The organism is Marinobacterium jannaschii DSM 6295, assembly GCF_000620085.1.
GTDB classification, from domain to species: domain Bacteria; phylum Pseudomonadota; class Gammaproteobacteria; order Pseudomonadales; family Balneatricaceae; genus Pontibacterium; species Pontibacterium jannaschii.
The window spans coordinates 193880-220550 of sequence record NZ_KK211064.1; the positions used below are offsets into that span (position 1 = coordinate 193880).

Consider the following 26671-nt stretch of genomic DNA (forward strand, 5'->3'; position numbering starts at 1 on the left):
CGCAAACTATTGCGTCGGGGACGGCTTGATACAACTTAGCCCTGTGGGCAACTAAGTTATGCACAGGGCTTATGACGCCGCCGGATCGGGCGTAGAATGCACGACATTCTTTATCCCAAATCAGGCCATTTTTGTGAAATCGGATGCACTTAAGGCTGACCTGCTGCTGGTCGTGGTAACCCTGCTGGCGGCGGCCGGCTGGATATTTTCCAAGGAAGCCCTGCAGGGGTTTTCCCCGCTGTTATTTATCGCCATTCGTTTCTCGCTGGCCGGACTGGTATTGCTGCTGATCGGCTTTGGTGCCCTGCGCCGTCTCGATGCCGGGGGTGTAAAACGCACGGTCGGGGTCGGGCTGGTATTCGGTGTGGCGATGGTGTTCTGGATTCTCGGTCTGCATCATGGCCAGCACCTGGGTGTCGGCGCCTTCCTTACCAGTATCGGCGTGGTTCTGGTACCGCTGGTGGCGCTGCTGTTTGGCGACCGCCCCGACCTTTCCTGCTGGCTGGCGCTGCCGGTGGCGGCGGCCGGACTGGCCTGCCTGTCGCTGGACAGTCAGTTTGCCTTTGGCTGGGGTGAATATGCCTACCTTGCCGCGGCGGCGCTGTTTGCGCTCTATTTCAATCTTAACAGCCGCGCGGCGGCGAAAACCTCTGCCATAGCGCTGGCGGCGATCCAGCTGATGCTGGTGGGCGTTATCGGTTTTCTGGTGTCGCTGTTTACCGAAACCTGGCAGTTTTCTCAGCCGCCGGCGATCTGGGGCTGGCTGGCGGCCAGTATCCTGATCGCGACCAGCCTGCGTTTCTTTGTCCAGACCTATGCCCAGGGACTGGCGCCTGCCAGCCATGCCGCAATCATTATGACGCTGGAACCGGTCTGGGCGGCGCTGCTCGGGGCCTGGTGGCTGGGCGAGCAGATGAACGCCATGCAGTTTACCGGCTGTGGCCTGATCCTGCTGGCGTTGCTGGTTAACCGTGGCCGGATGCTGCTGCGCTGGCTACGGGGTTCCGAGTCGCGCCGCCAGCCGCTGTCAGGAGGTGGCTGACAGCGTTTTGCTGCAGCGCTTACGCTGGTACATCTGCTGGTCCGCCAGCTGATACCATCGTTCCGGGTCCTGTCCGGCCATGCTGAGCAGGGCATAGCCGATACTGCCCTGGATATTGCGACCGGTGAGCATCGTCAGACGTTGCAGGGCGGCATCAAACTGGCTGTTAATTCGGCTGACCAGGGACGTTTCTGCGGCCGGAAAGAGCAGGGCAAATTCGTCCCCACCGATCCGAAACGCCATATCCTCGGCCCGCCCGAGCTGGTTTAGCTCGGTTGCCAGCAGGCGCAGTAAGCGATCGCCCTCAAGATGACCGTACTGGTCGTTGTAGTGCTTAAAGCTGTCCAGGTCGACGATCGCCAGACAGCTGTCGCTACCCGGGTGCCGTTGCTGGCTGATCAGCTGCTGACAGTGATAGTCAAACTGCTTCCGGTTAGCCAGACCGGTCAGGCAATCCTTGCGGGACTCTTCCAGCGCGTTCTGCAGCTGGTCGCTGGTTTGTTCCAGCTGCATATGGGCAGAAAGGGCCAGGGAGGCCAGCGTAATCACATCTTCGGTATGGCGATAATCCACCTCTCGTTGATCATGTATCGCCATAATATGGCCAAGGGGGCGCAGGTCAGGGCCCCGGTAGAGCAACCCGGCGTAGGTCTTGGCGCCTATTTCACGCAGTGCCGTGTTGGCCGGAAAAGCATCGACCACGTCGGTGAACAGGGTATAACGGCGGGAACTGGCCATAGCTTCGCAAGGCGTGCCGGCGATGGAGAAGGAGAAGTTTCCGGTCAGGCCGTTTTCATTACAGTGAGCCAGTACCTCGACCTGATCGTCGACAAAGCGGGTGACCGAGACCCAGCGCCAGCCGATCAGGCGCTGTACCGCTTCCGCCGTCGCGCTGTAGATATCAGTGGCGCTGTCGATGCTGTGCAGCATCTCGCTGAGCGAGAGCTGGGTGGCCCGGGCGGGTGCGGTGCGTCTGACCACCAGTGCCCGCGCGCCCTCCAGAGTGAGTGGCTGACAGCGGTAACCGGGCAGGCCGGCGGAGCTATCCTGCAGCAGCCGAAGCCGGTCTTTCTCCGGATAGCCGAGAAAGGTGGGGTTGGCATATCCGGGGTGATCCCCTGCTGCCAGAATCGCGATCCCATCCTGACAATGGGCGAAAATCGCATGATAGTCTTCAGGTTTCAGCATCCTCAGGATCCGTAGTCGGCTGTATCTCGGGTCAGTATAGGGCTCAGGCTCTCCGGCATCATCCACGATAGTTGTTGAACGATTGAATCCGGAATGAACCGTGTGGCATGGTAGGCGGCGAACGGGCCAGTCCATTAGTGCAACAGTTTTGGCCTAAACTGTAAAGAATACGAACATAGGGCTGCGGCAATGGATGCTGCCCGGATGTGGATGGGAGTGTGTTATGTGGGGAAGCAGAGCGGGAATACTCAGGCGGGCCGCAACGACAGTGTTAGCGGCACTGGCGATCTCGTGGGTGACGGGCTGTACTTCCACCACGGGACTGCTGTTCTATCCACAGCAGGAGTTTGTCCGCACCCCGGCAGATCTCGGCCTGGCGCACGATAATGTGGTGATGCGCACCAGCGACGATATCAAGCTGTATAGCTGGTACCTGCCGGCGAAAGGCGAGAGTCGCGGTTCGGTACTGTTTCTGCAGGGCAATGGCCAGAATATCAGCACCCATATTATGAGTGTCGCCTGGTTGCCGGAGGCGGGCTATAACGTCCTGTTGCTGGGCTACCGAGGCTATGGCCGGTCGGCTGGAGAGGCGAAGCTGCCGGATGTGTTCCGCGATATCGAGGCGGCGACGGACTGGATGCTGCAGCATGCCCCCACGCCGCGATTCGTCCTTGGGCAGAGCCTGGGGGCCTCTCTGGCACTGGCGTCTATGGGGCCTGCCCAGCGCGCAGCCTATAAGGGCCTGATTCTGGATGCGCCTTTTGCCAACTATCAGGAGATCTCCAATTTCCACCTCAACAAGAGCGTGCTGGGGATGGTGGTCTCGCCGGCGGTTTACCTGTTACCGAACAGTTATCAGCCGATCGACAATATCCGCAGCAATAAGCTGCCGAAACTGTTTTTTACCAGCCCCAATGATCAGACGGTGCCGATGGATCAGACCATGCAGCTCTATGCCGCGGCGCCTGAACCGAAACAGCTGAGCACCCATCAGGGGCGGCATATCGCCACCTTCAGCCAGGTCGAGCAACGCGAGGTGATGCTGCAGTTTATGCAGGCCCAGGCGCTGGCCCGGGCCCCGCTGATCCCGATTATTCAGGGGGCTGGTGGTGGCGTCAGTGCTGAGCCGGAAACGACAAAGGTTCTCCGCTACCCGTGCCGGACCTGCCCGGCCAACTGATCGCCTCTAACGGATCACCGGCATGGTTGGCCAGGCGCGCTGGTGTAGCATCTCGCAACCGTTGTCGGTGATCAGGATATTCTCCTCGTGCACCATCATCCGTCCCGGGGCGAAGGTCATGCCCGGTTCCAGGGTCAGGATCATACCCGGCTGCAGGACCACATCGCCGCCCTGCACATTGGATGGCCATTCGGTCAGCTGCATCCCCAGACCGTGGCCCATACGGCCGACATCGTTACCCAGGGCACCGGCTTTCTCCATCACATCCCACATCGCCTGCCAGACATCACCGGTGGTACGTCCCGGTGCGGCGACCTGCAGTCCCGCTTCGGTTGATGCAAACACCGCGTCATAGGCCTGGTGGCAATCGGCCGCTACCTCGCCAAAGGCAAAGTTACGGTCATAGTCGCTGAAGTAACCGTCAAAGTTGGCGCCGGTATCGATAATCAGTACATCGCCTTCGCTTAGCTCCCGGTCACTTGGCCCCATGATGATATCGTCGTAGCCGCCCTGGCCGGAGGCGGAGATCAGGTAGGGGCAGCTGTCGGCACCCAGACGCAGCATCTCCAGCTGCATCAGCTTGCAGGCCTGGCGTTCGGTCAGGCCCGCCACCAGGTGATCGCGCAGGTAGTTGAAACCGGCGGCGGTCACTTCACAGGCGAAGCGCACCTTGGCGATCTCGGCGGCGGATTTAATGCTGCGCAGGTCGCGCATTATCAGCGAGACATCGACCATCTCCAGCTGGCTCAGGTTCTGCTGCAGCCAGGCAAAGTTGCTGGCCGGCATGCGCAGATGGGTTTCCGGGCCGAGCATGGCGCCGATGCGGCCATGACGTTTACTGAATTCACTCAGGGTCTGGCTCAGCAGGCTGATACCGTCATCCTCGGGGCGTGGTGCGGGCCAGCTGCGCACATCGTCGATCCAGGTCTGTGCAAAGCCCGCGACACCGATTCCCGGTACCACGGCGACCGGTTTACCTTCGGCCGGTACCACCAAAAACCAGGGCCGGGTCGGGCTTTCCCAGAACTGCGATTTAAAGCCGCTGAAGTAACGGAACTCCTGTTCGGTACAGAAGAACAGGGCATCGATCTTCTGCTCATGCATCCGTTGCTGCAGGCGCGCGGTACGCTGTTCAAACTCCGCCAGTTCAAAGCCACGGGGTGGCGCTATCAGGTGCTCAGTCATCGGGTATCTCTCTTATTCTTGTGTGGCTCTCTGCGAAAAAGCCGAAACGCCCGCTGGGGACGTTCCGGATCTGTTCGCAAGGGCCTTAGCGATTAGTTAAAGGCCAGGTCGCGCAGCAACAGTGCGATACCCGGGAAGAAGATCAGCAGGGCAGACATCAATGCCAGCAGCAGGAAGAACGGCAATGTCCCGCGGATCACCTCCAGATAGGGTTTATTGAAGATCGCGATAGCGGTGAAGATATCGCAGCCAAACGGCGGCGTGGCCGAGCCGATCGCCATCTGCAGGGTCACCATCACACCGACCAGGATCGGGTCCAGCCCGGCGCTGTCGATAATCGGCATAAAGATCGGCGTCAGGATCAGCAGGACCACCAGGGAGTCGACAAACATGCAGCCGACGAAGAACGACAGGGCGATCACGAACAGGATGAACTCCGGCGATGCATCTTCCAGGTTCAGCGGCGCCAGCAGCTCCTGAGGGATCTGCTCGAATGAGATATACCAGGAGAACGCCTGGCCGACACCCACCAGGATAAATACTACGCCGGTAATCAGGCCGGTGCTGAGGGAGGCATCGAGGATATCTTTCAGGCCCAGCTGACGGTAGATCACACACTCGATCAGGATCGCATAGAGCACCGAGAAGGAGGCCGCTTCGGTCGGCGTAATAGCGCCGGAGTAGATACCGCCGATAATCAGTGCCGGGAAGCCCATCGGCAGTATCGCCTTGCGGATCGCCTGCCAGCGTTCGCTGCCGCTGGCTTTCGGTTGCAGCTCAATCTCATCACGGTGCATGTAGCTGTAGAAGTAGCTGTAGCCGGAGAACAGCAGCGCCAGCACGATGCCGGGGCCGATACCGGCGATAAACAGCTCGCCGACACTGGCGTTGGCCAGGGTACCGTAGAGAATCAGGCCGATGCTGGGGGGAATCAGGAAGGCGATATCGCTGGCGTTGATAATCAGCGCCATCACGAAGCTGTCCTTGTAACCCGCCTGCAGCAGCTTCGGCCGCATGATCTGTCCCACCGACACCACGGTTGCCTGGGTCGAGCCGGAGACCGAACCAAACAGGGTACAGCTGATACAAGTAGTGATCGGCAGGCCGCCGCGCATATGGCCGACAAAGGCCTCGATCAGTCGCAGCAGCTGGGCGGCGGTATTACCCCGGGTCATGATATCGGCGGCGAGGATAAACATCGGCACCGCGATCAGGGCGTTGGGCGAGATGCCGGTGACCACCTGCTGGATCAGCACCTGGGGCTCCACATCGGAGAAGTGCAGCAGGCCGATCAGGGCGCCGATTGCCAGGGGCACCACCATCGGGAAGCTGAGCAGTAACAGCACCACCATCACGCTGACCAGCGCGAAGGTGATGACATAGATATCGAGTTCGCCGGCGATGGCATCAGAGATAAGCTGGAACAATGAATCCATCGGTTAGCACTCTTTCTGTTCGATCAGGCCGTCGGAGATATAGATCTCCCGGTGCAGGATGTTGAGCAGGAAACCGGACAGGTATTGCAGGCCGGCCATAAAGAAACCCAGTGGGATAATGCTGTAGACGATATAGACCGGGAACTGCAGCGCCGGGCTGAGGCGGTTAAGTTGTTGTAGCTCCTGCACATAGAGCACCGCCTGCCAGCTGAGATAAAACATCAGCGCTGCAGTGGTGCTGGTAATCAGCAGGGTCAGCGCCTTGCGGCCACGCTGGCCGAGCATGTCGTAGAAGGCGGTCATGCGGATATTGCGGCCCTTGCGCACAGCATAGGCCATACCGATAAAAGTGACGCTGACGATCAGGAACTGGTTGAGCTCTTCGGCGAAAAACACGCTCTGGTTAAAGAAGTAGCGGCCGAAGGCGTTGGCATTGGAGTTGAGCATCATGATCAGAATCGCGGCCATCAGGACCCAGGCTTCGATCTTCTCGGTGATCTGGTTGATGCTGCTTAAGGTGCGTTTCATGGCGAACCTCCCGGCGAAACCTGCAGTGGGGAAAACAGCAGAGACCGCAAGGGTCTCTGCCAGAGGGCAGATTTACAGCTGGTGCATCAGTTAGCTGATGCGGCTTCTTCGACTTCGGCGATCAGGCTGGTCAGGATCTTCCTGGCACCCTGACGTGCCTGTTCCTTCTCACCGTCGTCATAGGCGTTGGCCACTACATCGTAATAGGTCTGGTGCAGACCTTTAGACAGTTCCTTGAAGCGTGCGCGCTCGGCTTCGTTCAGTACCACTACCTGCAGATCCGGGCGTTCCTGGCGGATCTTGGCCATGTTGTCGCTGTTGATCTTCAGCTGGTACTCGTAAGCGGCTTTGTCAGCGGCTTTGGTCGCCTTCTGGATCATCGCCTGCTTCTCAGCCGACAGGTTGTTGTACCACTTGCTGTTGGTGGAGAAAGTACCGACGTAAGGCTGCTGGCCCGGGAACATCAGGTAATCCTGCACTTCGTGCCACTTGGCGTTGTAGATGAAGTACACCGGGTTCACCATGCCATCGATGGTTTTCAGCTGCAGTGAGCCGTAAACCTCACCCCAGGACAGCGGCGTCGGCGTTGCGCCGAATGCCTTGTAGGTCTCTACCGGGATGGTGGAGGTGAAGGTACGGATCTTCTGGTTGCTGAAGTCTTCCGGGGTGCGGATCGGTTTGTTGGCACCCCAGGCCATCTCGCCTTCAGACATCATGGAGAGCAGTTTCAGGTTAACTTTCTCGAACTTAGGCGCCAGGTCCTGATAGATGGTTTTACTACCGGTCAGTACCTTGTGTACCACCTGCTCATCGGTACCCATCACGTAGGGCAGGCTGATCGCCTGGACTTCAGGCACGTAGGAACCCAGGTGGCCGGTGCCGACAGAGACAAACTGGATGGTGCCCTTGGCCGCGAGTTCGACGATATCGTTCTCGGTACCCAGCTGACCGTAGTAGTAGATCCGCACTTTGATATCGCCGTCGGATTCCTCCTTGATCACCCGGGCAAACTCTTTGGCATAGGCATCCTGCACATCTTTCTTGTCCTCTTCCGAGGCGAACTTCCAGGTTTCGGCCTGTGCGCCGAGAGAGACACCGAATGCCAGTGCCATTGCCAGTAACTTCTTCATGATCGCTCCTTATATTTATTTTCTGCTATCGCTGATAGTTAAGTGAGTTGCAGTTGAGTCGGTCGCAGTCGTCTTTTGCTTCTACTCTTTATGCTTTCAGCTGGTCGCGGACCAGCTGGCTCCAGTAAGCGGCGCCCTTTTCCAGGATGGCGTCGTTAAAGTCATAGTGGGGGTTGTGCAGGGCACAGCCGCCAACCGATTCCGTGCCGTTGCCGAGCAGGGCGTAACAGCCCGGCTTCACCCGCAACATGCTGGAAAAGTCTTCTGAGATGGTGAACGGGTCGCAGGCCGGGTTGATGTTCTCAGCCCCCAGAGCGGCTTCGGCGGCGCGGATCGCATGGGCGGTCTCGGTAGCGCTGTTTACCGTTGGATAGAAGGTGTTAATAAAGCTGAATTCGTAGCTGGCACCGGCGGCCTGGCAGATGCCGGCGACGATGCGCTCCATGTTCTGCTCGATCTTCGCCAGCGAGTCTTCGGTAAAGCAGCGGCAGTCGCCCTTGATGGTGACCTCGGAAGGGATCACGTTGACGGTACCGTTGGTGACAAATTCGGTGGCGGAGACCACGGCGGTCTCGTGGATGGCGCTGAGATTACGTGACACGATGGTCTGCAGGCCCAGAATCACCTGGGAGCCGACCACGATCGGATCGACACCGGTATGCGGCATGGCGGCATGGCCACCGATCCCCTTAATGACGATCTCAAAGCTGCTTTCGCTGGCCATCAGTGAGCCGGGACGGACGGTAAAGCTGCCGGCGGGCAGGCCCGGCAGGTTGTGCAGGCCGTAGACCGCTTTCATCGGAAAACGCTCGAACAGGCCATCGTCGATCATCGCCTGGGCGCCCTTGCCGCGCTCCTCGTCCGGCTGGAAGATAAAGTAGACAGTACCGTTAAAGTCGCGGTGCTCGGCCAGGTGACTGGCCGCGCCCAGCAGCATCGCCGAGTGGCCGTCGTGGCCGCAGGCGTGCATCTTGCCGTCATGGCAGGAGCGGTGCTCAAAGCTGTTCTGCTCATGGATAAACAGCGCATCCATATCCGCACGCAGACCGATCGCTGCCTCGCCGTCGCCACAGCGCAGGATGCCGACCAGGCCGGTCTGGCCCACATTGCGAACCACCTCGATACCGAAGCTCTCCAGCTGGCGGGCGATGAAGTCGGAGGTCTGCTCCACTTCAAAGCCACACTCAGGATGGCGGTGCATATGGCGGCGCCATTCGGTCATGCTGGCGATCAGGTTTGCGTCGATAACAGGCATCAGAGGTCTCCGTTAAGGTTACCGGTTCTAATTCGGGTATGTCTGGGATTAGTTAGTGTTGCCGGGCAGGGCGCGCAGCAGCAGGCCAAAACCCTCTACCGGCTCGGCGTAGCCCGCCAGCTGCAGGCTGTGCCAGGCCAGTGCCTGGTTGCTGCTGACCACCGGCTTGCCCAGCTCGGCTTCGATCTGCTCCAGTACCAGTGAGGCGCGCAGCGCGGTGCAGGAGATAAACAGTAGGTCGGCCTGCGGATCGCAGCACTTCCTGGCGGCCTCAGCGATATCCTGGGGAGTGATATAGGTCATCGCCGTATCGTCTTCGAAACCGAAGCCGCAGATATTGAGAACTTCAAACCCCATCTCGTTAAACAGTGAGGCAACGTCCTGGTTCACCGCTTCGGTATAGGGGGTCAGGACAGAGATACGCTTGGCGCCGAAATGCTCAAAGGCTTTGAGGGCGGCGGTGACCGGATTGGTGACCGGGGTCCCCGGGCGGGCCTGCTGTACCAGCTCGGTGATACGGTCGTTGCCGATCGCCACGGTGCCGGAGGTGCAGGCATAGATGACAGCGTCGAGTTCAGTGCCAGGCAGAATAGTGTCGGTGGCAGCCGTGATCCCCGGTGCCATAGTGCGCAGATTCTCGATGGTGAGCGGATTATAGTTGCGCACCCGGCTGGTAAAGGCCTCGACGCTGGCCGGATACATGCGGCGCAGGTCAGACTCGATATTGAAGTCGGTGGCCAGAGCGACGACGCCGATGCGGCCGGCCGGGGCCAGCTTTTCCAACGGGTACTGATGCTCAATGGTGTCCAGTTTCATGCTCAGAATCTCGCAGCTTGCTGACAGTCCGCTGTCGGTCGTTGTTTTTATGGCCGCTGCGCTGGCTCCGTTTCGGCAGGGCATGCAACTATAGTAGAGGGGCTGAATGCGGTGAAAACGTGTACTTGAACGTTATGGTGATGAAAGGCCGCAAATAATTGTGGAAAATGAGGAATTAAGTACCGGGTCTGCTGCAGCATGAAGGCATTGCCAAAAGCAGTACTTTGCACTGGCGACCGCGCTGAACAACAACCACAGAACTAAGACAGGACAGTGATCTGCACAGCGGGCAGGTCGCTGCAGATGGAGAGCACTATGAGCCCGACCCCATCCCTTAACCTGGACAGCTTCGATCGCAATATCCTTGAGATCGTGCAGCGATCCAACCGCGCCACCTCCGACCAGATCGCCGAACAGGTCGGGCTGTCGCCCGCCGCAGTACAGCGTCGGCTGAAGAAGATGCGCGAACATAAGGTGATCCAGGCTGATATCTCAGTAGTAGATCCGCGCAGTGCCGGACGGCCGATGACCTTCGTGGTACAGGTGACACTGGAACGCGAGCGTGCCGACCTGATGGATGCCTTCAAGAAGGAGATGAAGCTGCATCCGGCGGTACAGCAGTGCTACTACGTCACCGGCAGTTCCGACTTTATCCTGATCATCACCGGCAAGGATATGGAGGATTATGATCGTTTCACCCGTGAAGCCTTTTTTGATAACACCAATATCCGCGGCTTCCAGACCAATGTGGTGATGGATGCGGTTAAAGTGGGGCTATCGGTGCCGCTGGCCGAAGAATAGGGCCAGCACGGTAGACAAAAAAATCCCGCCACTGAGTTCAGTGGCGGGATTTTTTATAGCCGCAGGTTGGGGGTGGTTAGCCGACCAGCTGCTTGTAGAGTTCAGGATCGGTGGCACCTTCAGTGCCGATCACCAGTACCTGGCTGTCAGCCGTCAGGCCCAGCTTGGCAGAGAAGTCTTCGCTGTCGCGGGCGATCACTGCCGCTGCCAGTCCCGGTACCGCAGACTCACCGGCTTCGATCGCCGGATCAGACTCAAAGCCCTGCGCCAGCAGACGCATGGTTTCAGGCACCGCATCTTCGCTCAGAGTCAGGAAGTGGTCACCGCCGGTGGCCAGAATTTCCCACGCCAGGGCGGACACTTCACCACAGGCCAGGCCGGCCATCAGGGTATCCAGATCGCCTTCGACCACCACGGTTTTGCCTTCTTCGGCGCTGCGCTGCAGGCAGTTAGCCTGTTCCGGCTCGACGATGACCACGGTCGGACGCTTGTCGCCCCACAGGTCCCAGAAATAGCCGGCAACGGCAGAGGCCAGGCCGCCCACGCCGCCCTGGACGAAGACGTGGCTTGGGATCTCGCCATCCAGCTGTTCGACGATCTCCGCCAGCATCACGGTGTAGCCCAGGGCCACATCCTTAGGGATCTCCATATAGCCTTCGTAGCTGGTGTCGGAGACGATGATACGGCCATTGGCTTTGGCATCGCTGTCTGCCTGACGGACGGAATCATCGTAGTTACCGCTGATACGGATCACTTCGGCACCGAAAGCTTCCATCGCCTGCTTACGGCCTTCGGACACATCGCGGTGGATATAGATCACGCAACCGCAACCGAACATCTGCGCACCCCAGGCCACGGAGCGGCCGTGGTTGCCGTCGGTGGCGCAGCTGACAACCAGCTCGGCCACTTCATCCTTCAGACTGCCGTTCAGCAGCTGCTGGGTGGTCGGACGGTAGCCCAGTTTCTGTTCCAGAACACTCTGCAACTGACGTGCTACGGCAAAGGCACCGCCCAGGGCCTTGAAGCTCTTGAGGCCGAAACGCTGTGACTCATCCTTGTACCAGATATTCTTCAGGCTGGATGCGGCTGCCAGGGCATTCAGGGCATGCAGCGGGGTCTGGCGATAGGCTGGCCAGCTCTTGATATCGGTAACCGCTTCCTCTGCTTTAGCGACACAGATCACATCCTTCTGTGCGTCGGAGTAGGCCAGTGCCGCATCTGCTTTAGGGTTGGCGAAGTGCGTCAGACTACCGTTGATTTTGACCATAACCAGTAACAACCTCGAATGTTCTTTACAGGAACAGCAGGATCGTTGTGCACGGAGCCTGCCGGAAAGCTGTATCCAGTCTAATGATGGCGGATGCGGAATTTCCTTGTAATGGGTTAGTTCCGTGCGGAATTTCGGTCGTCTGAGGTGTTTTAGTAATGCAAATGATCGGCAGCGGAGGTTTGGCACGCTGCCAGGGCCTGCTGGTCACGATTTGGCGCATTTTTTACTGACCGGCATCTCCACCAGGGGCTTGGTTTCTATACCGGCAGTTTTTTCTCGCTCCTGGTTCATTATCCATGTATCTGTGGCTTTGCGTGTTTTATCCCCATAAAGCGGTGAATAGTCGTCATGATTGGCGACGTAGGCCGCAACACTCCACGCAGTACATCTCTCCTGAATAAAAATCGTGGTGAGTTATTGTTCAATATTTTCTTGTCATTTATAAAATATATGATAAATATATTTGCAGTACGCAAACGGAATCTTAGAGGTCTACATGTCATATACCAATAATCTACCGGCAGACTTCAAGCAGCGCTTGTCCTGCTTCGGCAACTTCGACGTGATTGTTGTGGGCGGTGGTCCGGCCGGTATAGCGGCGGCAGTAACCGCGGCAGAGAGCGGCCATTCGGTGCTGCTGATCGAGCGCCTGGGTTTCTGCGGCGGCGCGGCGGTGGCAGGCCTGTCAGGCACTATCTGTGGTCTCTATATGACAGTGGAAGACCCGGAGCGGGGACGTCCGGAACAGATCGTATTCGGCTTCGCCGAGCGTTTCCGCGATGCCCTTTACCGCGAAGGCGGCCTGACCGAGCCGCAGATCTACGGCAAGACCTGGGTCGCGACCCATGACTGCGCCAAATACAAGAAAGTCGCCACCAACATGCTGCGCGGCGCCGGGGTAACGGTGCTCTACCACACCCAGATGATCGATGTGATCGCCGAGGACGATGAGCTGAAGGGGATGGTGCTGCATACCAAGTCCGGCTTTACCTCGGTCTATGCCCGCAAGGTGATCGACTGCAGCGGCGATGCCGACGTGGTCTACAAGCTGGGCCTGAAAACCAGCAAGGGCAACAACGGCGTGATCCAGAACCCGACCATGATGTTCAAGATCGGCAACGTGGATATGCCGAAATACCTCGCCTACTGGGGCCAGAACACTATCTCGCCGCCGAAGGTGGTGAGCATGCTGGAAGCGCGCGACGAGCTGCTGCGCAAGAAGGTCTGGCTGTTCCCGACCGTCAATCCGGGCGAACTGCTGGTCAACGCGACCAAGATCACCGGCTTTGATGGCCGTGCCCTGGACGTGACCGATCCGGTGGATCACACCGAGGCGGAGCAGTTCTCCATCTACCAGGCGGAAGCTTTCTTCAACTTCCTCAAGGCCAACGTACCCGGCTGTGAGGACGCTTACTTTATCGACTACGCCACCGAGGTCGGCGTACGTCAGACCCGCACCATCGACGGCATGGCCAAGCTGATGAATGACGATGTAGTCGGCAAGCGCAAGTTCAGCGACAGCGTGGTGCGCAGCTCCTGGCCGATCGAGCTGCACTACGGTGCCAAGCCGAAGACCGAGTGGCTGGTGGAGGACTACTACGAGGTGCCGTTCCACACCCTGGTACCGAAAGTCGGCAAGAACGTGATTGTCGCGGGCCGCTGCCTCAGCAGCGAGCACGAGGCATTGGCGAGCAGCCGTGTGACCGCACAGTGCTTTGAATATGGCCGTGCGGCGGCGATTGCTGCGGATCTGTCGATCCGCGAGGAGAAAACCTTTCAGGCGCTGGAAGGGAATCAGATTGCGCACCTGATGAAGTGATTGGATGAGGCCTGGGGAACGGCGGCCGTCGTTCCCGCTATCTACCTGCAACAACTATAAAAATAGGTATGTCTTATGACCGTTAAGGTTCAGATGTCTGATGACCTGAAAATCGAAACAAACCGCCAGATGCAGGTCACCAGCCTGTTGATCCTGCTGGCGGCGGTGGCTCCGCTGGTGCTCTTTCCCGAGGCGGGCAAGAACACCATCAATGCGGTCTTTAAGTGGATGACCAACAGCTTCGACTTTGCCTTCCTCGGCATCGGTCTGGGCGCGCTGGTGTTCCTGGTTTCCCTGGCGGCTTCCCGCCACGGCAATATCAAACTCAGTGCCGATAAGCATGCTGCACCGGAATTCTCCAAGGGTGCCTGGGGCGCCATGGTGTTCCTGGCCGGTATCGCCTCCGGCCTGATCCTCTGGGGTGGCACCGAGTGGGGTTACCACTACGCCTGGACTCCGTTCGGTATCGAGGCGAAGACACCGGAGATGTATACCGTGGCCCAGGGCTATGGCATCTTCCACTGGGGACCGACCGCCTGGGCGCTGTACTGCGTACCAACCATCGCGATCTCCTACATCTACTACGTGCGCCGGAAGCACATCTACAATGTCAGCGAGTCCTGCCGTGGTGCCCTGGGTAAGGCGGTCGATGGTCCGCTGGGCTCAATCATCAACTACATGTTCCTGTTTGGCGTACTGGGTGCGGCGGCCACTTCCCTCGGTCTTGGCACGCCGATGATCAGTACCGCCCTGGCCGAGGTGCTGGGTACCGAGCCGGGCATCATGATGGACCTGGCGGTGATCCTGGTCTGTACCGTGATCTTCACTGTCAGCAGCGGCCTGGGCCTCTCCTCCGGCATCAAGCGCCTGAGTACCTTCTCCACCCTGATCTCCCTGGCGATTGTGGTGTATATCTTCGTCGTGGGCCCGAGCAAGTTTATCCTGGCGCTGGGTATGGATTCCCTCGGCTACGCGGTGGAAAACTACATCAAGATGAGTACCTGGACCGACTCGGTGAACAAGAGCGGTTTCCCGCAGGCCTGGACGGTCTTCTACTGGGCCTGGTGGGTTGCCTACGCCCCGTTTATGGGCATGTTCGTTACCCGCATCTCCCGCGGCCGCACCATCCGCGAAGTGATCGTCGGCATGCTGACTTACGGCTCCCTGGGTTGCGCCCTGTTCTACATGGTCCTGGGCGGCTACAGCATCAATCTGCAGATCACCGAGACCCTGGCGGTGTCCGAACTGGTCAATACTAAAGGTGTGGCACCGGCGATCATCGAGATCTTCAAGACCCTGCCGGGCGCGACGCTGGTACTGGTCGCCGTGGCGGCCTCCGGAATCGTGCTGCTGGCAACCACCTTTGATTCGGCGGCCTATGTCATGGCCTGTGCCACCACCAAGCGTCTGGATGAAGGTCAGGAACCGGAGCGTTCCAACCGCCTGTTCTGGTGTTTTGCCATCGCCATCCTGCCGGTGACCCTGCTGTTCCTGGGCGGCCTGAAGACCATGCAGACCGCTTCGGTCATCGTCGGCCTGCCGGTGATGCTGATCCTGGTGTGCATGATGATCACCACTGTCCGTTACATTAAGGAGGATAACGCCTGATGAGCCAGCCTGTTGTTAAGGCGGTCGATCTGTACGCCATCGGTCCGGATGGAGAGAAGGTCAGCTGGTCTTCTTTCCTCGGTCCGATGTGCGAAGCGATGATCGTCGCCAGACTGACGTTCGATAACGGTCAGCAGGGGATTGCCGGCCTGACCACTTATACCGAGCATGAGTTTGACCAGACCGCCTTTCACAGCGCGGCCCTGATGGCACCTTTCCTGCTCGGCAAGGGACTCTACGATATCCCGCGGATCAATGCGGAGCTGGGACGCAAGTATGTGCCGCTCGGTCATCTGCCGATCTCGCTGTTCGATATCGCCCTGCACGATGCCAAGGCCAAGCAGGCCGGATTGCCGCTCTACCAGATGCTGGGCGCAGCGAAAGATAAAGTCCGCGCTTATGCCTCCAGCCCGCTGCTGCAGAGCATCGAGGACTATATCCGCTACTGCCACCAGATGCTGGATCAGGGCTTTAACGCCATCAAGATCCACCCGCGTTGCGTATTCGAAGAGGACTACGCCCTGGTGCAGGCGCTGCAGGCGGAGTTCGCCGGACGGGAGATCGGCTGGAGTCTGGATGTGGACTCCAACTACAACCTGGAGCAGGCGCTGAAGATGGGGCGCCTGCTGGACCAGTACCAGTGGGAGTTCTTCGAAGAGCCGCTGTCGGATTCCGATCTGGATGGCTATAAGGCGCTGGCCGATGCCCTGGATATCGATGTGATCTGTGGCGGTAACTCGTTACCCAACCTGCATCTGATCAGGCACGCCCTGCAGATGCGTGCCTGGGACCGCAGCCGCTTCGATGTCACCAGTATCGGCGGCTATACCGGCGCCATCAAGGTGATGGGAGCGACCCAGGCGATGGGCATGAAGGCCGAAGTGCAGTCCTGGGGCTATACCCTGACTCAGGCCGCCAACCTGCATCTGATGCTGGCCTACGGTAACTGCGACTATTTCGAACAGGCTGCACCCTACGAGAAGTATGAAGTGGGTGCCAGGCAGGTGTTCCGTCCCGATGCCGAGGGCTATATCCATCCGACCGGCCTGCCGGGACTGGGTGTCGAGTTGAACTGGGATGTGCTGGAGCCGTTTATCTACCAGCAGCGCCACTTCGCGCTCTGATCCTTTGCCCTAGTAGCAGCGACCTCTGGTTGTGCCTTCCGGAAGCTATACCAGCGTCCGGACGCGACGGGGCCTTGCTGCTACAGCTATCTTCTTCCGAGGTTAAACCCCATATGTCTGTTCGTATCGAAAAAGTTGAAGTGTTCTGCCTGCAGGACCCGCAGGCTGACTTTGTCCGCTTTGAAGGCAGCTACCAGAACCTGCTGGTGGTGGTGCATGGCGATAACGGCCTCTACGGTATTGGCGAATCCGACTCGCCGCCCCAGGTGGTCAGGGCGCTGATCGAGTCGCCGCCCTACAATCACCTCTCCTGTGGCCTGGCCGCACTGCTGGAGGGTGAAGTGCTGGATGACCCACGCCGCCTATGGCACAAGATGTACCAGAAAACCAACTGGCATGGCCGCCACGGCGTTGCTATCCACGCCATCAGTGCGCTGGATATCGCCCTCTGGGATCTGTTTGCCCGCAGTGAGGGGAAGCCATTACACCACTACTTCGGTGGCCTGAAGCATCAGCGCCTGCCGGCCTATGCCACTATCTATCCGATGGCGGCAGAGCCGAAGGCATTCAAAGCCCAGATCGGACCGTACCTGGAGCAGGGTTTCCGCCGCCTCAAGATCTGCGTCGAACCCTGGTGGCAGGATATCGATGCCACGATTGAGAACCTGAGCCAGCTGCGCGCCTTCGTCGGCCCCGATATCGAGCTGATGCTGGATGTGGCGATGGAATTCACCCGCTATGAACAGCTGGAACCCTTTATCCGCCTGCTGGAAGAGCTGGACTTTAAGTGGATCGAGGCGCCATTCGAGCTGGATAACCTGGCCGATCACCGTCGCCTGAAAACGGAAACCTATGTGCCGGTCGGCGTCGGTGACCTGGGCTTTACCACGGTGAAGGAGTTTATCCCCTATCTGGATGCGGATGCCTTCGATATCGCCCAGCCTGATATCACCCTGTTTGGCGGTGTCAGTGAGATGATAAAACTGCAGGCGCTGTTGCAGCCGGCCGGTAAGCGTATCGTGCCGCATGGCTACAACACGGAAATTACCCTGGCGTTGAACAGCCAATTCCTCGCGGCTCAGCCGCTGGTTGAGCCGCTGGAGTATTCCACCAGTCCCTCTATTCTGCGCCAGAAACTGATTAGCAATCCTATCCGGATCAATGCCGAGGGGATGGCAGAGGTGCCTGAAGAGGGCTTGGGGCTGGGGATAGAACTGAACTGGGATCTGGTAAAGCGCTGCAGCGTCTAGCGGTGTCGAGGCCGGCGAGAGTTAGCGGCTAAGCAGCTGCTGCAAGTTGGATAGCGACTCGCGCATCTCCTCCGGCGAATAACCACTAAATCCCAGGACTAAGCCGTTGTAGTGCAGCGCTCGCGCCGTTGAATCCGACAATGTTTCTACCCCGATGCCGAGCTGCTGCGCCCGTTGGGCCACCTCGCGGTCATCCAGATCGTTGTTAAGGTGAAACACCAGCTGCATCCCGGCCGGATAGTCCTGCACGGTACCGAACTGGCTGAATCCCGCCTTCAGTTGCTCGACCAGGAAACGGCGTCGTTCGTTATAGCGCTTGCGTACCCGCCTCAGGTGACGATAGAAGTCACCTGAGCGCATAAACTCGGCAAGCGCCTGCTGCGGCATCAGGCCTGCTCTCAGGCCAAAGTTGTCCATAGTCTGGCGCATAGGGTCGATCAGTGACTTGGGTACGATCAGATACCCCAGACGCAGCCTGTTTGAGAAGATCTTCGCAAAGCTGCCAATGTACAGCGTGCGGTGCAAGGCATCGAAACCCGCCAGGGCGGGGATCGGTCTGCCGCCATAGCGGAACTCGCTGTCGTAATCATCCTCGATAATCCATCCCTGCTGGTGGTTGGCCCAGTTTATATAGGCAGCACGGCGCTGGGGCGACATCACACCCCCCAGCGGATATTGGTGAGAAGGCGTAATTACCACCGCCGTTGGCTGGTTTTCAGAACAGGGCAGACGCGCGCCATCCTGATCGACATCCAGCCACACCGGCCTTATCCCCTGGCTTTTCAGCAGCTGAGTGATGGGTTGATAGCCCGGATCTTCGATGCCAACGCTCTGGTCCGTTGCGATCAGCGTGCGAAGGCAGATGTTCAGCGCATCGCTGGCTCCTGCTGTGACGATAATCTGTTCCGCGGATGCCTCTATATCACGCCATTCCCGGACATGCTCCGCAATCGCCTGGCGCAGTGCTAAGTTGCCGAAGGTCTCGTCGCAAAGAAGCATTGCTTCGGGCTCTGTTCTGCAGACCCGGGCAACCGCTTTTGCCCACTGGCGATAGGGAAATAAACGCATATCCGGCTCGCTGGGGGCCAGAGGTTTTAACTCTAGTTGGGGCACCGATTCCATCGGCACAGCTGTGATTTTCGAGGCTGGCAGCTCGACGCTACCTATGGCGCAAAGGGTATAGCCCGCACCCCGACGACCTTGCAGGTAGCCTTCCGCGACCAACTGTTCGTATGCCGTCACCACGGTTGAGCGAGACACTGAAAGTTCCCCGGCCAGAGTGCGGGTTGCGGGCACTGTTATACCGGGTTTTAACCGGCCTGAATGCGCCTGCCTGCGAATGGATTCACAGATCTGCTCAAAGATCGGTGTCTTGCTGGTACGGTCGATAGCAAACAGAAGGGGTGACTGCTGAGACATATTGGTATGTTCAATTTGTGCAAAATTGGAACTTAAAGGGATGCCAATAGCATTGCAAACTCAGTTCCGGGATAGGCGATGGCGCGTGCATGCGCCAGGTAGTCCCCAAGCCAGCCGCAATCGGCTAATTCCCCTAACACTGATCTGCTGTCCACAGGAGCAAGCTATGTTTCAACCCTCTGTTTTTCGTGAAGAACGTATCGAGGTGATGCACAAGATGATGCGTCAGAATCCCTTCGCCAGTTTGGTTTCGCTGCAGGATGGTGAGATGGTGGCGGATCATCTGCCGTTAGTGGTACACCCGGAGCTGTCTGAGCAGGGTAAGCTGCGGGGCCATCTTTCGCGGGCGAATCCCATTGGAACAAAGTTAGATCAGAGCACTGATGTCCTGGTGATATTTCAGGGGCCTCACCACTATGTGACGCCATCCTGGTACCCCTCAAAAATGGAGCACGATAAAGTGGTACCGACCTGGAATTACATCGTCGTACATGCCCGCGGCAAGGTGACGTTGCAGCAGGATCCTGAGTGGATTCTGGCCCAGCTGACGGAGCTAACCGAGCGCAATGAGCTGGGGCGACGAGCGCCATGGAAAGTCTCCGATGCGCCGGAAGAGTTCATCGCCCGTCAACTGCGGGGCATCGTCGGCGTCGAGATTGAAATAACGGCGCTACAGGGCACCTGGAAGGTCAGTCAGAATAAGGCAGTAGCGGATAGCCAGGGTGTAAGTGAGGGCTTGAGAGGTGAAGAGTCTGACAATGCTTTGGCGATGGCGCTTTGCGTTGAACAGCGTCGACGCTGCACTGACGGGCTGGGCAGCTAAGGGCCCGTCAAAACGTGCCGGTTAATGCAGTCTTCAGTGGGCACCACTTTGTCGCCTCGTGGGACTCCGATTTACGCAGGATTCGGATATAATCCGGCGATGCGAAATTCCCTGGAAAAGAAAACCAAAGCCGAACAGGCCGCCGAGCAGCTGGAAGCAGCCATCGTTGAGTGCCAGATAGCGCCGGGCACCGTGATGACCGAGACCGAGATCAGCGAATTCCTCGATATCGGCCGCACCCCGGTGCGCGAGGCGCTGATGAAGCTGGCCAATGAGAATCTGGTGCGTCTCTCCCGTGCCGGGGTGGTGATTCCCGAGCTGAATCCGATGACCATGCTTAAGCTGCTGGAGCCACGGGTGCTGATTGAGCGGCTCTGTATCGAGAAGGCGGTGGAGCGCATCACCGAGGCGGATAAAGCCCAGATCGCGCCGGTGATCGAGGCGATGCAGGGCTTGCAGCATAGCGACCGTAAGGGCTTTATGGCGGTGCTGCGCCAGATCCACCATATCCTGGCGCTGTCCTCGAAGAACGAGTTTATCCTCGCCTCCATCAAGACCACCCAGGGGCTGTCGCGCCGCTTCTGGTGCTACTACGCCACCGATCAGGACCAGTCCTACTGTACCGAGCTCTATATCCGCCAGATGCAGGCGCTGATGGCACAGGATGGCGATACCGCGCTGACTTGTTCTGCCGAGCTGATGCAGTACCTGCAGCAATTTACCCGCAATCAGATGGAGCAGTTCCGCTAAGACTGCCCACCGGCTTTTCTTCAGCTGTTGCGCGTTGCGAACGCCCAGGCAACTTACCAGCCAGCAGCGTCAGTAACCGCTTCAGCCCCCGGCAAAAGGTGTCCGCTCGGATCTGGCGGCCCCGGGCCACCAGTCGCAGTTTCTCTTCGTAACTCAGTTCAAAATTGTTGTGTTCAGTCATTGTCTTAGCCTCAGTTACTGCTGCCTTCCGCTGGCGCTGTATAGGGGGCTATTGTTGATCCGCAGGCGGGCGCCGACAAACGAGTTATACTTCGGTTTCAGACAAGGAATATTTAACTGACGCGAGGTTTTGGTAATGCCACATAAGCTTCCGCCGCTGAATGCGATTCGCGCCTTTGAAGCGGCTGCGCGTCATCGCAGTTTCAAAAAGGCTGCGCAGGAGCTGTTTGTCACTCCGGCGGCGATCAGCTATCAGATCCGCCAGTTGGAGCAACAACTTGGGGTACAGCTGTTTGAGCGAGAGAACCGCAAGGTGATCCTGACAGCAGACGCCCAGCGCTGCCTGCCGTATCTCAGTAACGGCTTCGAGCAGATCTCAAGGGGTATCGGTAAGCTGGTGGAAAGCCGTCAGCCGCAGCGCTTTATCGTCGCTGCAGGCCCTGCCTTTACGGTGAAATGGCTGGCGCCGGGGTTACAGCAGTTTACCCGCCAGCATAGCGATATTAATGTCAGTGTGATGGCCAGCATCGACCTGGCTGATTTCCGCAATGATGGCGTCGATGCCGCCATCCGCTTTGGCAATCTCGACCATAGTGGCCTCTATAGCGAGAAGCTGGCCGACGAAACCCTGGTACCGATGTGTAGCCCCGGCTGGCTGGCCCAGCAAAAGCCGCTGGAGGATGCACGTGACCTGTTCAGCCTGCCGCTGATTCACGATGATTCCATCTTCTTCGCCCCGGAAGTACCGGGCTGGGATACAGTGGCAGAAAAGTTAGGCTTGCCTGAAGCGGAAGCGCAGAAGGGCCTGCGTTTTAACCAGGCAGACCATGCCCTGCAGGCGGCGATGGATGGTGCCGGAGTCCTGCTGGGACGCCGGGTGCTGGCGACACCCGATCTGCAGGCGGGACGGCTGGTGACCCTGTTTCCGGAACTGGAGATGGAGGTCGGTATGGCGCATCACTTTGTCTGCCTGAAAGAGAAGGCGGACCTGTACCAGATCCGCACCTTCCAGCAGTGGCTGCAGCAGCTGTTGCAACCCGCTTTTCAGCGGGATTAGGGGGTTACCAGGTCAAACAACTCGGGCCGGGCCACCCATGTCGGGCCGCCGTTATAGAGCATATCGCCACAAAGCAGAGCGGAGCTTTGCAGTCCCGCCTCAATCGCGATCAACTGCCCGGCCAGGCCATCCCAGCTATAGAGGAAGGGTTCATAGTAACCCTCCGCCTGGCCCTGGATCACCATGCTCAGGGCGGTGGCAGCAGCACCGGTCTGGCGACTGACGCAACCGGCTTCAGCCCAGCGCTGTAGCATCCTGATCGCCTTTTGTGGCACATCGTCCCGCTGGCTGAAACCGATCACCAGCAGGGCTTGTTCCGGGCTGACCGGCTGATCACTGATATGGTGGCGCTGGCCATTGATATAGGCCCCTTTACCCCGTTCAGCACTGAGTAGCTCATTGCGCAGTGGATGGTAGATCAGGCCGATCTCAGGTTCACCATTGACCACCCGACACAGGGTGATGGCGAAGTCGGGAATGCCGCGCAGGAAGTTCGTGGTGCCGTCGATCGGGTCGATCACCCAGAGTGCGCCGTTTCCGCTATCGGACTCCTCTCCATACTCTTCACCCAGAATACCGTCTTCAGGAAAGGCGGCCTTCAGCGCATCACGCAGCTGGCGCTCTACTGCCCGGTCGGCCTCGCTGACCAGATCCTGGGCGCCTTTGCGATCGATGCTCAGCTCGCCACGGTTGTGGAAGTGATAGGTCGCCAGTTCCCCGGCACGACGGATAATGATTTCGGCCTGATTCAACATCGCTTTGCTCATCAACAGATTTAAAGTGATCTCATTGTGGCTTTTATCGCTGCATCGGGCCAGTCCAAGCGTGACAACTGTCACTAATTTATACAAATCACTCCTTATTTGTATGGTTAATTGCCGAAGCTATTAAGATCTGAGCCAGGAATTAAAGAAAAACTAAGTGAAATATTAAGAATTAATATTAGAGAAACTGTTCTGAAATATATCCTGCCTATTATGCACGCCGTTCACGCAGGAGTTGTCCTCTGAGAATAGAGGACAACTCCTGCTATGCCAGTCAATATAAGCGATACAGCCTGATATACAGCCAGCATTCTGGGTTTTATCCGGGGTATATATTGTTTGTTGGTAATTAACTTTTATCAGTGTGGTTTTTAACGATGGTTGTGCAACGGCTAAGTGTCTTTTTTATCGGTCTGACTTGTATCTGTAGCAATGTTGCATTCGCCGAAAGCGTTCTCCGGTTACAGGACGGTATATCGGTGCTGGCGAAGAATGGCCATGAAACCGATAGCAGTGATTTCAGGGATAACCAGAGTGCACTGGTATTGAGTACCGGCACCAACCAGCTGCTGGCGCGTTACAGTGTCGAGCTTTCCACAGGTGACGGCGACCTCGAGAAGAGTGACACCTTCGTGCTGCTGTTTGATGCGGCTGGGGGCCAGACTCTGCAGCTGAATGTTCCGGACATTAAGCGTTCCCGCGACCTTAAGGCATTCAACCGCAGTGGCAACTGGCAGCTTAGCGACCCGTCAGGGCAGGCGGTCAGTTATAAGAAAGCTGTTATTAAAAAGCAAGGCTTTCAGCTGGGGCGGGATTATGAGCGTGAGCTGGAAAAATTTAATAAAACTGACTCTCCGGCAGCATATAGTTTTAACCGGCCGGCCGTTAAATTAGCGACGAACTCTTTTTCTGAAAGTTTCAATCCTGAACGTCAGTCATCTTTGCCGTCTGCCAATACAGGCCCGGATAGGGTGATGACAGAACAAATGCTTAAGTACTGGTATAACCAGGCCGATTTTAAAACCCGTGAGCGTTTTAAGTCCTGGATAAGCCAATAATAATTTTTTAATAAGCCGGCATTCGGACGGTTTATTCATCGATCTTGAATATGTTGAATTTCGCCTCTGCCAGTCGGGTAGGGGACGGGACTGTTTTGGCAAAAAATCGGATATCAAAAATCCTAACTTTGGGGAAAGGGAAATGAAAAAGCTGGTCTTGGCTGCTGCTGTTATCGCAGCGACTACTGCAGGTTCTGCAAGCGCTGTTACTATCTATGAAGGTAAAGGTCTGACTTACAAGCTGAAAGGCGACTGGCAGATCCAGCTGCGTCAGGACGTCGGTAACGATCAGAACCTGGACGTTGAGTTCGATGATCTGGAACTGAAAAACTCCATTGCGTACGACCTGGGCAACGATATGACTGCCTTCGGTCAGCTGGATTTCGGCTTTAAGGATGCTGCTGAGAACAAGCAGAACGGTTCCGATCTGGAAGAAGCTTATGTGGGCCTGCAGTTCGGTAACACTGCCGTTGCGATTGGTAAGCAGAACTACGCCACTGACGAGTTTGGTGTTGAAGCCGCTTACGAGCTGAAACTGGACACTGACGGCTTTGAAGAGCGCGGTACCGACGGCGACGACGTGATCCGTGTCGACGTTGAGATGGAAAACTTCACCTTTATCGCTTCCCACGATATCGAAGCGGAAGGCGAGTCCAGCGAAAGCGGTCAGTCTTTCGACCTGTTCGCAGCGACCTCCGTTGCCGGTCTGGAACTGGCGGCGGCTTACCAGTCCAAAGAAGCGGCTGTCGGTGCTGACTCTGTTGATACCTTCGGTGTCAGCGCTGCCTACAAGCTGGGTTCCGTAACCCTGGCGGCTGACTACAGCTCTACGGACGATGTTGCCGATTACTACAACGTGGTTGCAGTGGTTAAAGCGGCTAAGACCACTAAGGTTGCCCTGGGTCTGCAGACTGTTGAGCCGGAAACCGGTGATGAAGCCACTGAGTGGTACGCCAACGTCACTTACAAGTTCCCGACTCAGAAGAACGTCAGCGTCTTTGCTGAGATCGCCGATACCGACGAAGACAACGTCGACCTGGGCTTTCTGACCGGTATGCGTATCAAGTTCTAAGTTGAAAAAGAGTATCCCCCGCCAACCCCTTCTGGTGGCGGGATACTGACTTCCCGGCCGGGCATTTGCCCGGCCTTTTTCGTTGTGCCCGGCGCAGGCGGCCAGGCGCTGAATGTTACCGTTTTGTGATAGTTTCCTGAGCCGATCTCCCGCCAACTATACTGGTTTTTGAACGCTTAAGTTCTTTTCCCTCTCTGGCTTTCTGTGACTGAGCTTTACAGCGGCGGGGTTTCAGGGACTTATCTGGCGAGGGATCATCCGCCCCGGTGGCGCACAGGGTCTCTCCTTTCACTGACTTCAGAGGAGTAGATGATGAAACTCTTTATCAAAATGCTCTTAGGGACAGTCGCTGCAATGCTCTTTGCCAGCAGCATCACGGTAGCGGATACCATCAGACCCACCCAGCCTTATGACGATGACTGGGAACCTCGGGTACTTCGTTTAACTGCTGATCACTCGGAGGAACACTCTGAGCTGTGATACAGCCTGAAAAGCCGTGCCCTGCACGGCTTTTTATCGCCACAACAACACGTCCTCTGCATCGCCGGGTGCTGTAACCGGCCGATCGCTCCCCAGCCAGACTGTTCGTCAGCGGCTATCGACCGGCTGTCTCAATACTCTCTACAGAAACCCAAAAACTATAAAAAGTTTTACGCCCGTCTTTTGTTCTTTTGACTTTTCGTCCCTGAATGTTTCTATTCACTTGTTCTATAAACGTCAGGCAATACTTATTGCAAAGATATGCCCGATTTAATTTAGAAAAATCCGTAGTTGCCTTGCCTGTCCATTCCTAAAGCTGTTCTATTTAATCAAGCTTATTTCGCTTTAACAGAGCCTTTTTTTTGCCATTCAGGGATGGGGTAGCAGGAGGCTGTTTTAGTAAATTACTTTTAATTCAATGGTTTAAGTTGTCGTGATTCCACTGGTTAGTTTTTCAGACCAGTGGATCTGTTCTTTTCAATTTACAGCCCATAGCAGTTTTGACACTGTAAAACGCACAGATTGTCCTATCTGATTCAGCGGTATCAATAAATAAAACAAAGCGCTACTTCCGGCTTTAAAACTGCGCGGAAGAGTCCTTAAGGAGTCAAGGTCCTTATGGCGAATCATGTCGAGATAAAACAGCAGGGTGCTGTTGTTGAAATAATGCTGAACCGTCCTCCGGTGAATGCAATCGATTATAAAACCAGTTGCGAACTGTATGAGGCGTTCCGTGTCCTGCAACAGGACCCGGCGCTGCGGGTCGGCATTGTGTATGGCGCCGGCGAGCGGTTGTTTTCCGCAGGCTGGGACCTGAAGGAGTATGCCGAGACCGGTGAAGCGCTGGTCGAAAGCGGTGAATACGAACTGGGTCCGGGTGGCCTGGGTGGCCTGCCGGAGTTCTGGGGCCTGAAGAAGCCGGTGATCGCTGCGGTCAATGGCAAGGCGATCGGCGGTGGCTTCGAGATGTTGCTGGCCGCCGACCTGATTCTGGCCGCCGAGCATGCCGAATTCCGCCTGCCGGAGATCCAGCTGGGTTTCCTGCCCGACGGCGGTGGTATCCAGCGCCTGCCGAAGCGCCTGCCCTACAACGTCGCCGCCGACCTGATGCTGACCGGCCGTCCGCTCAGCGCCACTGAAGCCCAGCACTATGGGCTGGTGAAAGAGGTGGTGGCCGCCGACCAGTTATTGCCCCGGGCCCGGGAGCTGGCGCAACAGATCGCCGAAGGTGCTCCGCTGGCGCTGCAGGCGATGAAGGAGGTGATGACCGCCTGCGAGTCCCTCAGTGTCGAAGCCTCTTTTAGCCATACCCGTCAGGCCTGGAAAGGCGACAGTGGCCTGCCGCTGTTGGAAAAGATGCTGCGTTCCGATGATTACCTCGAAGGCTCCCGGGCCTTTACCGAGAAACGTTCACCTGTTTACAAAGGTTGTTGAGC

General features: G+C 57.5%; 23 protein-coding genes. 13 read left to right on the forward strand and 10 right to left on the reverse strand.

Features of this window, described 5'->3' with window-relative positions; all coding sequences use genetic code 11:
- Positions 1-133: 133 nt before the first annotated feature.
- Positions 134-1042: a DMT family transporter gene (locus Q354_RS26235; RefSeq protein WP_245601071.1), complete on the forward strand. Its 909-nt coding sequence runs from the start codon at positions 134-136 to the stop codon at positions 1040-1042.
- On the opposite strand, the gene Q354_RS0116785 is transcribed toward Q354_RS26235, so the two are convergent.
- Complete coding sequence (locus Q354_RS0116785) at positions 1028-2230, reverse strand: GGDEF domain-containing protein (RefSeq protein ID WP_027858607.1); 1203 nt, start codon at positions 2228-2230, stop codon at positions 1028-1030. The two genes, Q354_RS26235 and Q354_RS0116785, sit on opposite strands and share 15 nt — an antisense overlap.
- Positions 2231-2453: 223 nt before the next feature.
- Between Q354_RS0116785 and Q354_RS26240 the strand changes: the two genes are divergently transcribed.
- Entirely contained in the window at positions 2454-3410 is a 957-nt protein-coding gene (locus tag Q354_RS26240) for an alpha/beta hydrolase (RefSeq protein WP_169828903.1), read from the forward strand.
- A gap of 6 nt (positions 3411-3416) precedes the next feature.
- Here Q354_RS26240 and Q354_RS0116795 read toward each other — a convergent pair whose 3' ends face one another.
- The 6 genes from Q354_RS0116795 to Q354_RS0116820 form a co-directional block, all read right to left on the reverse strand.
- Positions 3417-4595, reverse strand: coding sequence for a M24 family metallopeptidase (locus Q354_RS0116795; protein WP_027858608.1), 1179 nt, complete (start codon positions 4593-4595; stop codon positions 3417-3419).
- Positions 4596-4687: 92 nt separating this feature from the next.
- The gene (locus Q354_RS0116800; RefSeq protein ID WP_211252286.1) at positions 4688-5971 is read right to left on the reverse strand and encodes a TRAP transporter large permease; all 1284 of its coding nucleotides are present in this window, start codon (positions 5969-5971) and stop codon (positions 4688-4690) included.
- A 63-nt stretch (positions 5972-6034) separates the two neighbouring features.
- A complete protein-coding gene (locus tag Q354_RS0116805; protein WP_027858610.1) occupies positions 6035-6559 on the reverse strand; it encodes a TRAP transporter small permease in 525 nt (174 codons plus the stop codon).
- Between the two features lie 86 nt (positions 6560-6645).
- The gene (locus tag Q354_RS0116810; protein ID WP_027858611.1) at positions 6646-7689 is read right to left on the reverse strand and encodes a TRAP transporter substrate-binding protein; all 1044 of its coding nucleotides are present in this window, start codon (positions 7687-7689) and stop codon (positions 6646-6648) included.
- Positions 7690-7777: 88 nt separating this feature from the next.
- Complete coding sequence (locus Q354_RS0116815; RefSeq protein WP_027858612.1) at positions 7778-8944, reverse strand: M20 aminoacylase family protein; 1167 nt, start codon at positions 8942-8944, stop codon at positions 7778-7780.
- Between the two features lie 48 nt (positions 8945-8992).
- On the reverse strand, positions 8993-9760 hold the full coding sequence (locus tag Q354_RS0116820; protein WP_027858613.1) for a maleate cis-trans isomerase family protein: 768 nt from the start codon (positions 9758-9760) through the stop codon (positions 8993-8995).
- Between the two features lie 315 nt (positions 9761-10075).
- Here Q354_RS0116820 and Q354_RS0116825 point away from each other — a divergent pair, with 315 nt between their 5' ends.
- Positions 10076-10561 carry an Lrp/AsnC family transcriptional regulator gene (locus Q354_RS0116825; RefSeq protein ID WP_036230447.1) on the forward strand — a complete coding sequence of 162 codons (486 nt, stop codon included), beginning with the start codon at positions 10076-10078 and terminating at the stop codon, positions 10559-10561.
- Positions 10562-10637: 76 nt separating this feature from the next.
- On the opposite strand, the gene Q354_RS0116830 is transcribed toward Q354_RS0116825, so the two are convergent.
- Positions 10638-11828, reverse strand: coding sequence for a diaminopropionate ammonia-lyase (locus Q354_RS0116830; protein WP_027858615.1), 1191 nt, complete (start codon positions 11826-11828; stop codon positions 10638-10640).
- Positions 11829-12327: 499 nt separating this feature from the next.
- Between Q354_RS0116830 and Q354_RS0116840 the strand changes: the two genes are divergently transcribed.
- The 4 genes from Q354_RS0116840 (at position 12328) to Q354_RS0116855 (ending at position 17632) form a co-directional block, all read left to right on the forward strand.
- Entirely contained in the window at positions 12328-13650 is a 1323-nt protein-coding gene (locus tag Q354_RS0116840) for an FAD-dependent oxidoreductase (RefSeq protein ID WP_027858616.1), read from the forward strand.
- 75 nt (positions 13651-13725) lie between these two features.
- Positions 13726-15258 carry a BCCT family transporter gene (locus Q354_RS26245; RefSeq protein ID WP_084332643.1) on the forward strand — a complete coding sequence of 511 codons (1533 nt, stop codon included), beginning with the start codon at positions 13726-13728 and terminating at the stop codon, positions 15256-15258.
- Complete coding sequence (locus Q354_RS0116850) at positions 15258-16382, forward strand: mandelate racemase/muconate lactonizing enzyme family protein (RefSeq protein WP_027858617.1); 1125 nt, start codon at positions 15258-15260, stop codon at positions 16380-16382. Before Q354_RS26245 ends, Q354_RS0116850 begins: the two co-directional genes overlap by 1 nt.
- A 113-nt stretch (positions 16383-16495) precedes the next feature.
- On the forward strand, positions 16496-17632 hold the full coding sequence (locus Q354_RS0116855) for a mandelate racemase/muconate lactonizing enzyme family protein (protein WP_027858618.1): 1137 nt from the start codon (positions 16496-16498) through the stop codon (positions 17630-17632).
- 21 nt (positions 17633-17653) lie between these two features.
- Here Q354_RS0116855 and pdxR read toward each other — a convergent pair whose 3' ends face one another.
- Positions 17654-19051 (reverse strand): MocR-like pyridoxine biosynthesis transcription factor PdxR, encoded by a 1398-nt coding sequence (gene pdxR / locus Q354_RS0116860; RefSeq protein ID WP_027858619.1) that lies wholly within the window; start codon positions 19049-19051, stop codon positions 17654-17656.
- A 166-nt stretch (positions 19052-19217) separates the two neighbouring features.
- Here pdxR and Q354_RS26250 point away from each other — a divergent pair, with 166 nt between their 5' ends.
- From Q354_RS26250 to gcvA, 3 genes are all read left to right on the forward strand, one after another.
- Complete coding sequence (locus tag Q354_RS26250) at positions 19218-19874, forward strand: FMN-binding negative transcriptional regulator (RefSeq protein WP_036230322.1); 657 nt, start codon at positions 19218-19220, stop codon at positions 19872-19874.
- Positions 19875-19973: 99 nt separating this feature from the next.
- Positions 19974-20624, forward strand: coding sequence for a GntR family transcriptional regulator (locus Q354_RS0116870; RefSeq protein WP_027858620.1), 651 nt, complete (start codon positions 19974-19976; stop codon positions 20622-20624).
- Between the two features lie 316 nt (positions 20625-20940).
- Positions 20941-21861 carry a transcriptional regulator GcvA gene (gcvA, locus tag Q354_RS0116875; RefSeq protein WP_027858621.1) on the forward strand — a complete coding sequence of 307 codons (921 nt, stop codon included), beginning with the start codon at positions 20941-20943 and terminating at the stop codon, positions 21859-21861.
- On the opposite strand, the gene Q354_RS26255 is transcribed toward gcvA, so the two are convergent.
- Positions 21858-22616, reverse strand: coding sequence for an inositol monophosphatase family protein (locus Q354_RS26255; protein WP_169828904.1), 759 nt, complete (start codon positions 22614-22616; stop codon positions 21858-21860). The two genes, gcvA and Q354_RS26255, sit on opposite strands and share 4 nt — an antisense overlap.
- A 386-nt stretch (positions 22617-23002) precedes the next feature.
- On the opposite strand from Q354_RS26255, the gene Q354_RS0116885 reads away from it, so the two are divergent.
- The 3 genes from Q354_RS0116885 (at position 23003) to Q354_RS0116900 (ending at position 26669) form a co-directional block, all read left to right on the forward strand.
- The gene (locus Q354_RS0116885) at positions 23003-23683 is read left to right on the forward strand and encodes a DUF2057 domain-containing protein (protein WP_084332645.1); all 681 of its coding nucleotides are present in this window, start codon (positions 23003-23005) and stop codon (positions 23681-23683) included.
- A 142-nt stretch (positions 23684-23825) separates the two neighbouring features.
- On the forward strand, positions 23826-24755 hold the full coding sequence (locus Q354_RS0116890) for a porin (protein WP_027858623.1): 930 nt from the start codon (positions 23826-23828) through the stop codon (positions 24753-24755).
- 1098 nt (positions 24756-25853) lie between these two features.
- Positions 25854-26669, forward strand: a complete 816-nt coding sequence (locus Q354_RS0116900; RefSeq protein ID WP_027858624.1) for an enoyl-CoA hydratase-related protein — start codon at positions 25854-25856, stop codon at positions 26667-26669.
- Positions 26670-26671 lie beyond the last annotated feature (2 nt).

Bases quoted from the DNA above. Each gene is read 5' to 3' on its own strand.
- Q354_RS0116795 (WP_027858608.1), bottom strand. From the start codon at position 4,595: ATGACTGAGCACCTGATAGCGCCACCCCGTGGCTTTGAACTGGCGGAG.
- pdxR (WP_027858619.1), bottom strand. From the start codon at position 19,051: ATGTCTCAGCAGTCACCCCTTCTGTTTGCTATCGACCGTACCAGCAAG.
- Q354_RS26255 (WP_169828904.1), bottom strand. From the start codon at position 22,616: ATGTTGAATCAGGCCGAAATCATTATCCGTCGTGCCGGGGAACTGGCG.
- Q354_RS0116820 (WP_027858613.1), bottom strand. From the start codon at position 9,760: ATGAAACTGGACACCATTGAGCATCAGTACCCGTTGGAAAAGCTGGCC.
- Q354_RS26250 (WP_036230322.1), top strand. From the start codon at position 19,218: ATGTTTCAACCCTCTGTTTTTCGTGAAGAACGTATCGAGGTGATGCAC.
- Q354_RS0116850 (WP_027858617.1), top strand. From the start codon at position 15,258: ATGAGCCAGCCTGTTGTTAAGGCGGTCGATCTGTACGCCATCGGTCCG.
- Q354_RS0116805 (WP_027858610.1), bottom strand. From the start codon at position 6,559: ATGAAACGCACCTTAAGCAGCATCAACCAGATCACCGAGAAGATCGAA.
- Q354_RS26245 (WP_084332643.1), top strand. From the start codon at position 13,726: ATGACCGTTAAGGTTCAGATGTCTGATGACCTGAAAATCGAAACAAAC.
- Q354_RS0116885 (WP_084332645.1), top strand. From the start codon at position 23,003: ATGGTTGTGCAACGGCTAAGTGTCTTTTTTATCGGTCTGACTTGTATC.
- Q354_RS0116900 (WP_027858624.1), top strand. From the start codon at position 25,854: ATGGCGAATCATGTCGAGATAAAACAGCAGGGTGCTGTTGTTGAAATA.
- Q354_RS0116830 (WP_027858615.1), bottom strand. From the start codon at position 11,828: ATGGTCAAAATCAACGGTAGTCTGACGCACTTCGCCAACCCTAAAGCA.
- Q354_RS26240 (WP_169828903.1), top strand. From the start codon at position 2,454: ATGTGGGGAAGCAGAGCGGGAATACTCAGGCGGGCCGCAACGACAGTG.
- Q354_RS0116825 (WP_036230447.1), top strand. From the start codon at position 10,076: ATGAGCCCGACCCCATCCCTTAACCTGGACAGCTTCGATCGCAATATC.
- Q354_RS0116890 (WP_027858623.1), top strand. From the start codon at position 23,826: ATGAAAAAGCTGGTCTTGGCTGCTGCTGTTATCGCAGCGACTACTGCA.
- gcvA (WP_027858621.1), top strand. From the start codon at position 20,941: ATGCCACATAAGCTTCCGCCGCTGAATGCGATTCGCGCCTTTGAAGCG.
- Q354_RS0116810 (WP_027858611.1), bottom strand. From the start codon at position 7,689: ATGAAGAAGTTACTGGCAATGGCACTGGCATTCGGTGTCTCTCTCGGC.
- Q354_RS0116870 (WP_027858620.1), top strand. From the start codon at position 19,974: ATGCGAAATTCCCTGGAAAAGAAAACCAAAGCCGAACAGGCCGCCGAG.
- Q354_RS0116815 (WP_027858612.1), bottom strand. From the start codon at position 8,944: ATGCCTGTTATCGACGCAAACCTGATCGCCAGCATGACCGAATGGCGC.
- Q354_RS0116785 (WP_027858607.1), bottom strand. From the start codon at position 2,230: ATGCTGAAACCTGAAGACTATCATGCGATTTTCGCCCATTGTCAGGAT.
- Q354_RS0116840 (WP_027858616.1), top strand. From the start codon at position 12,328: ATGTCATATACCAATAATCTACCGGCAGACTTCAAGCAGCGCTTGTCC.
- Q354_RS0116855 (WP_027858618.1), top strand. From the start codon at position 16,496: ATGTCTGTTCGTATCGAAAAAGTTGAAGTGTTCTGCCTGCAGGACCCG.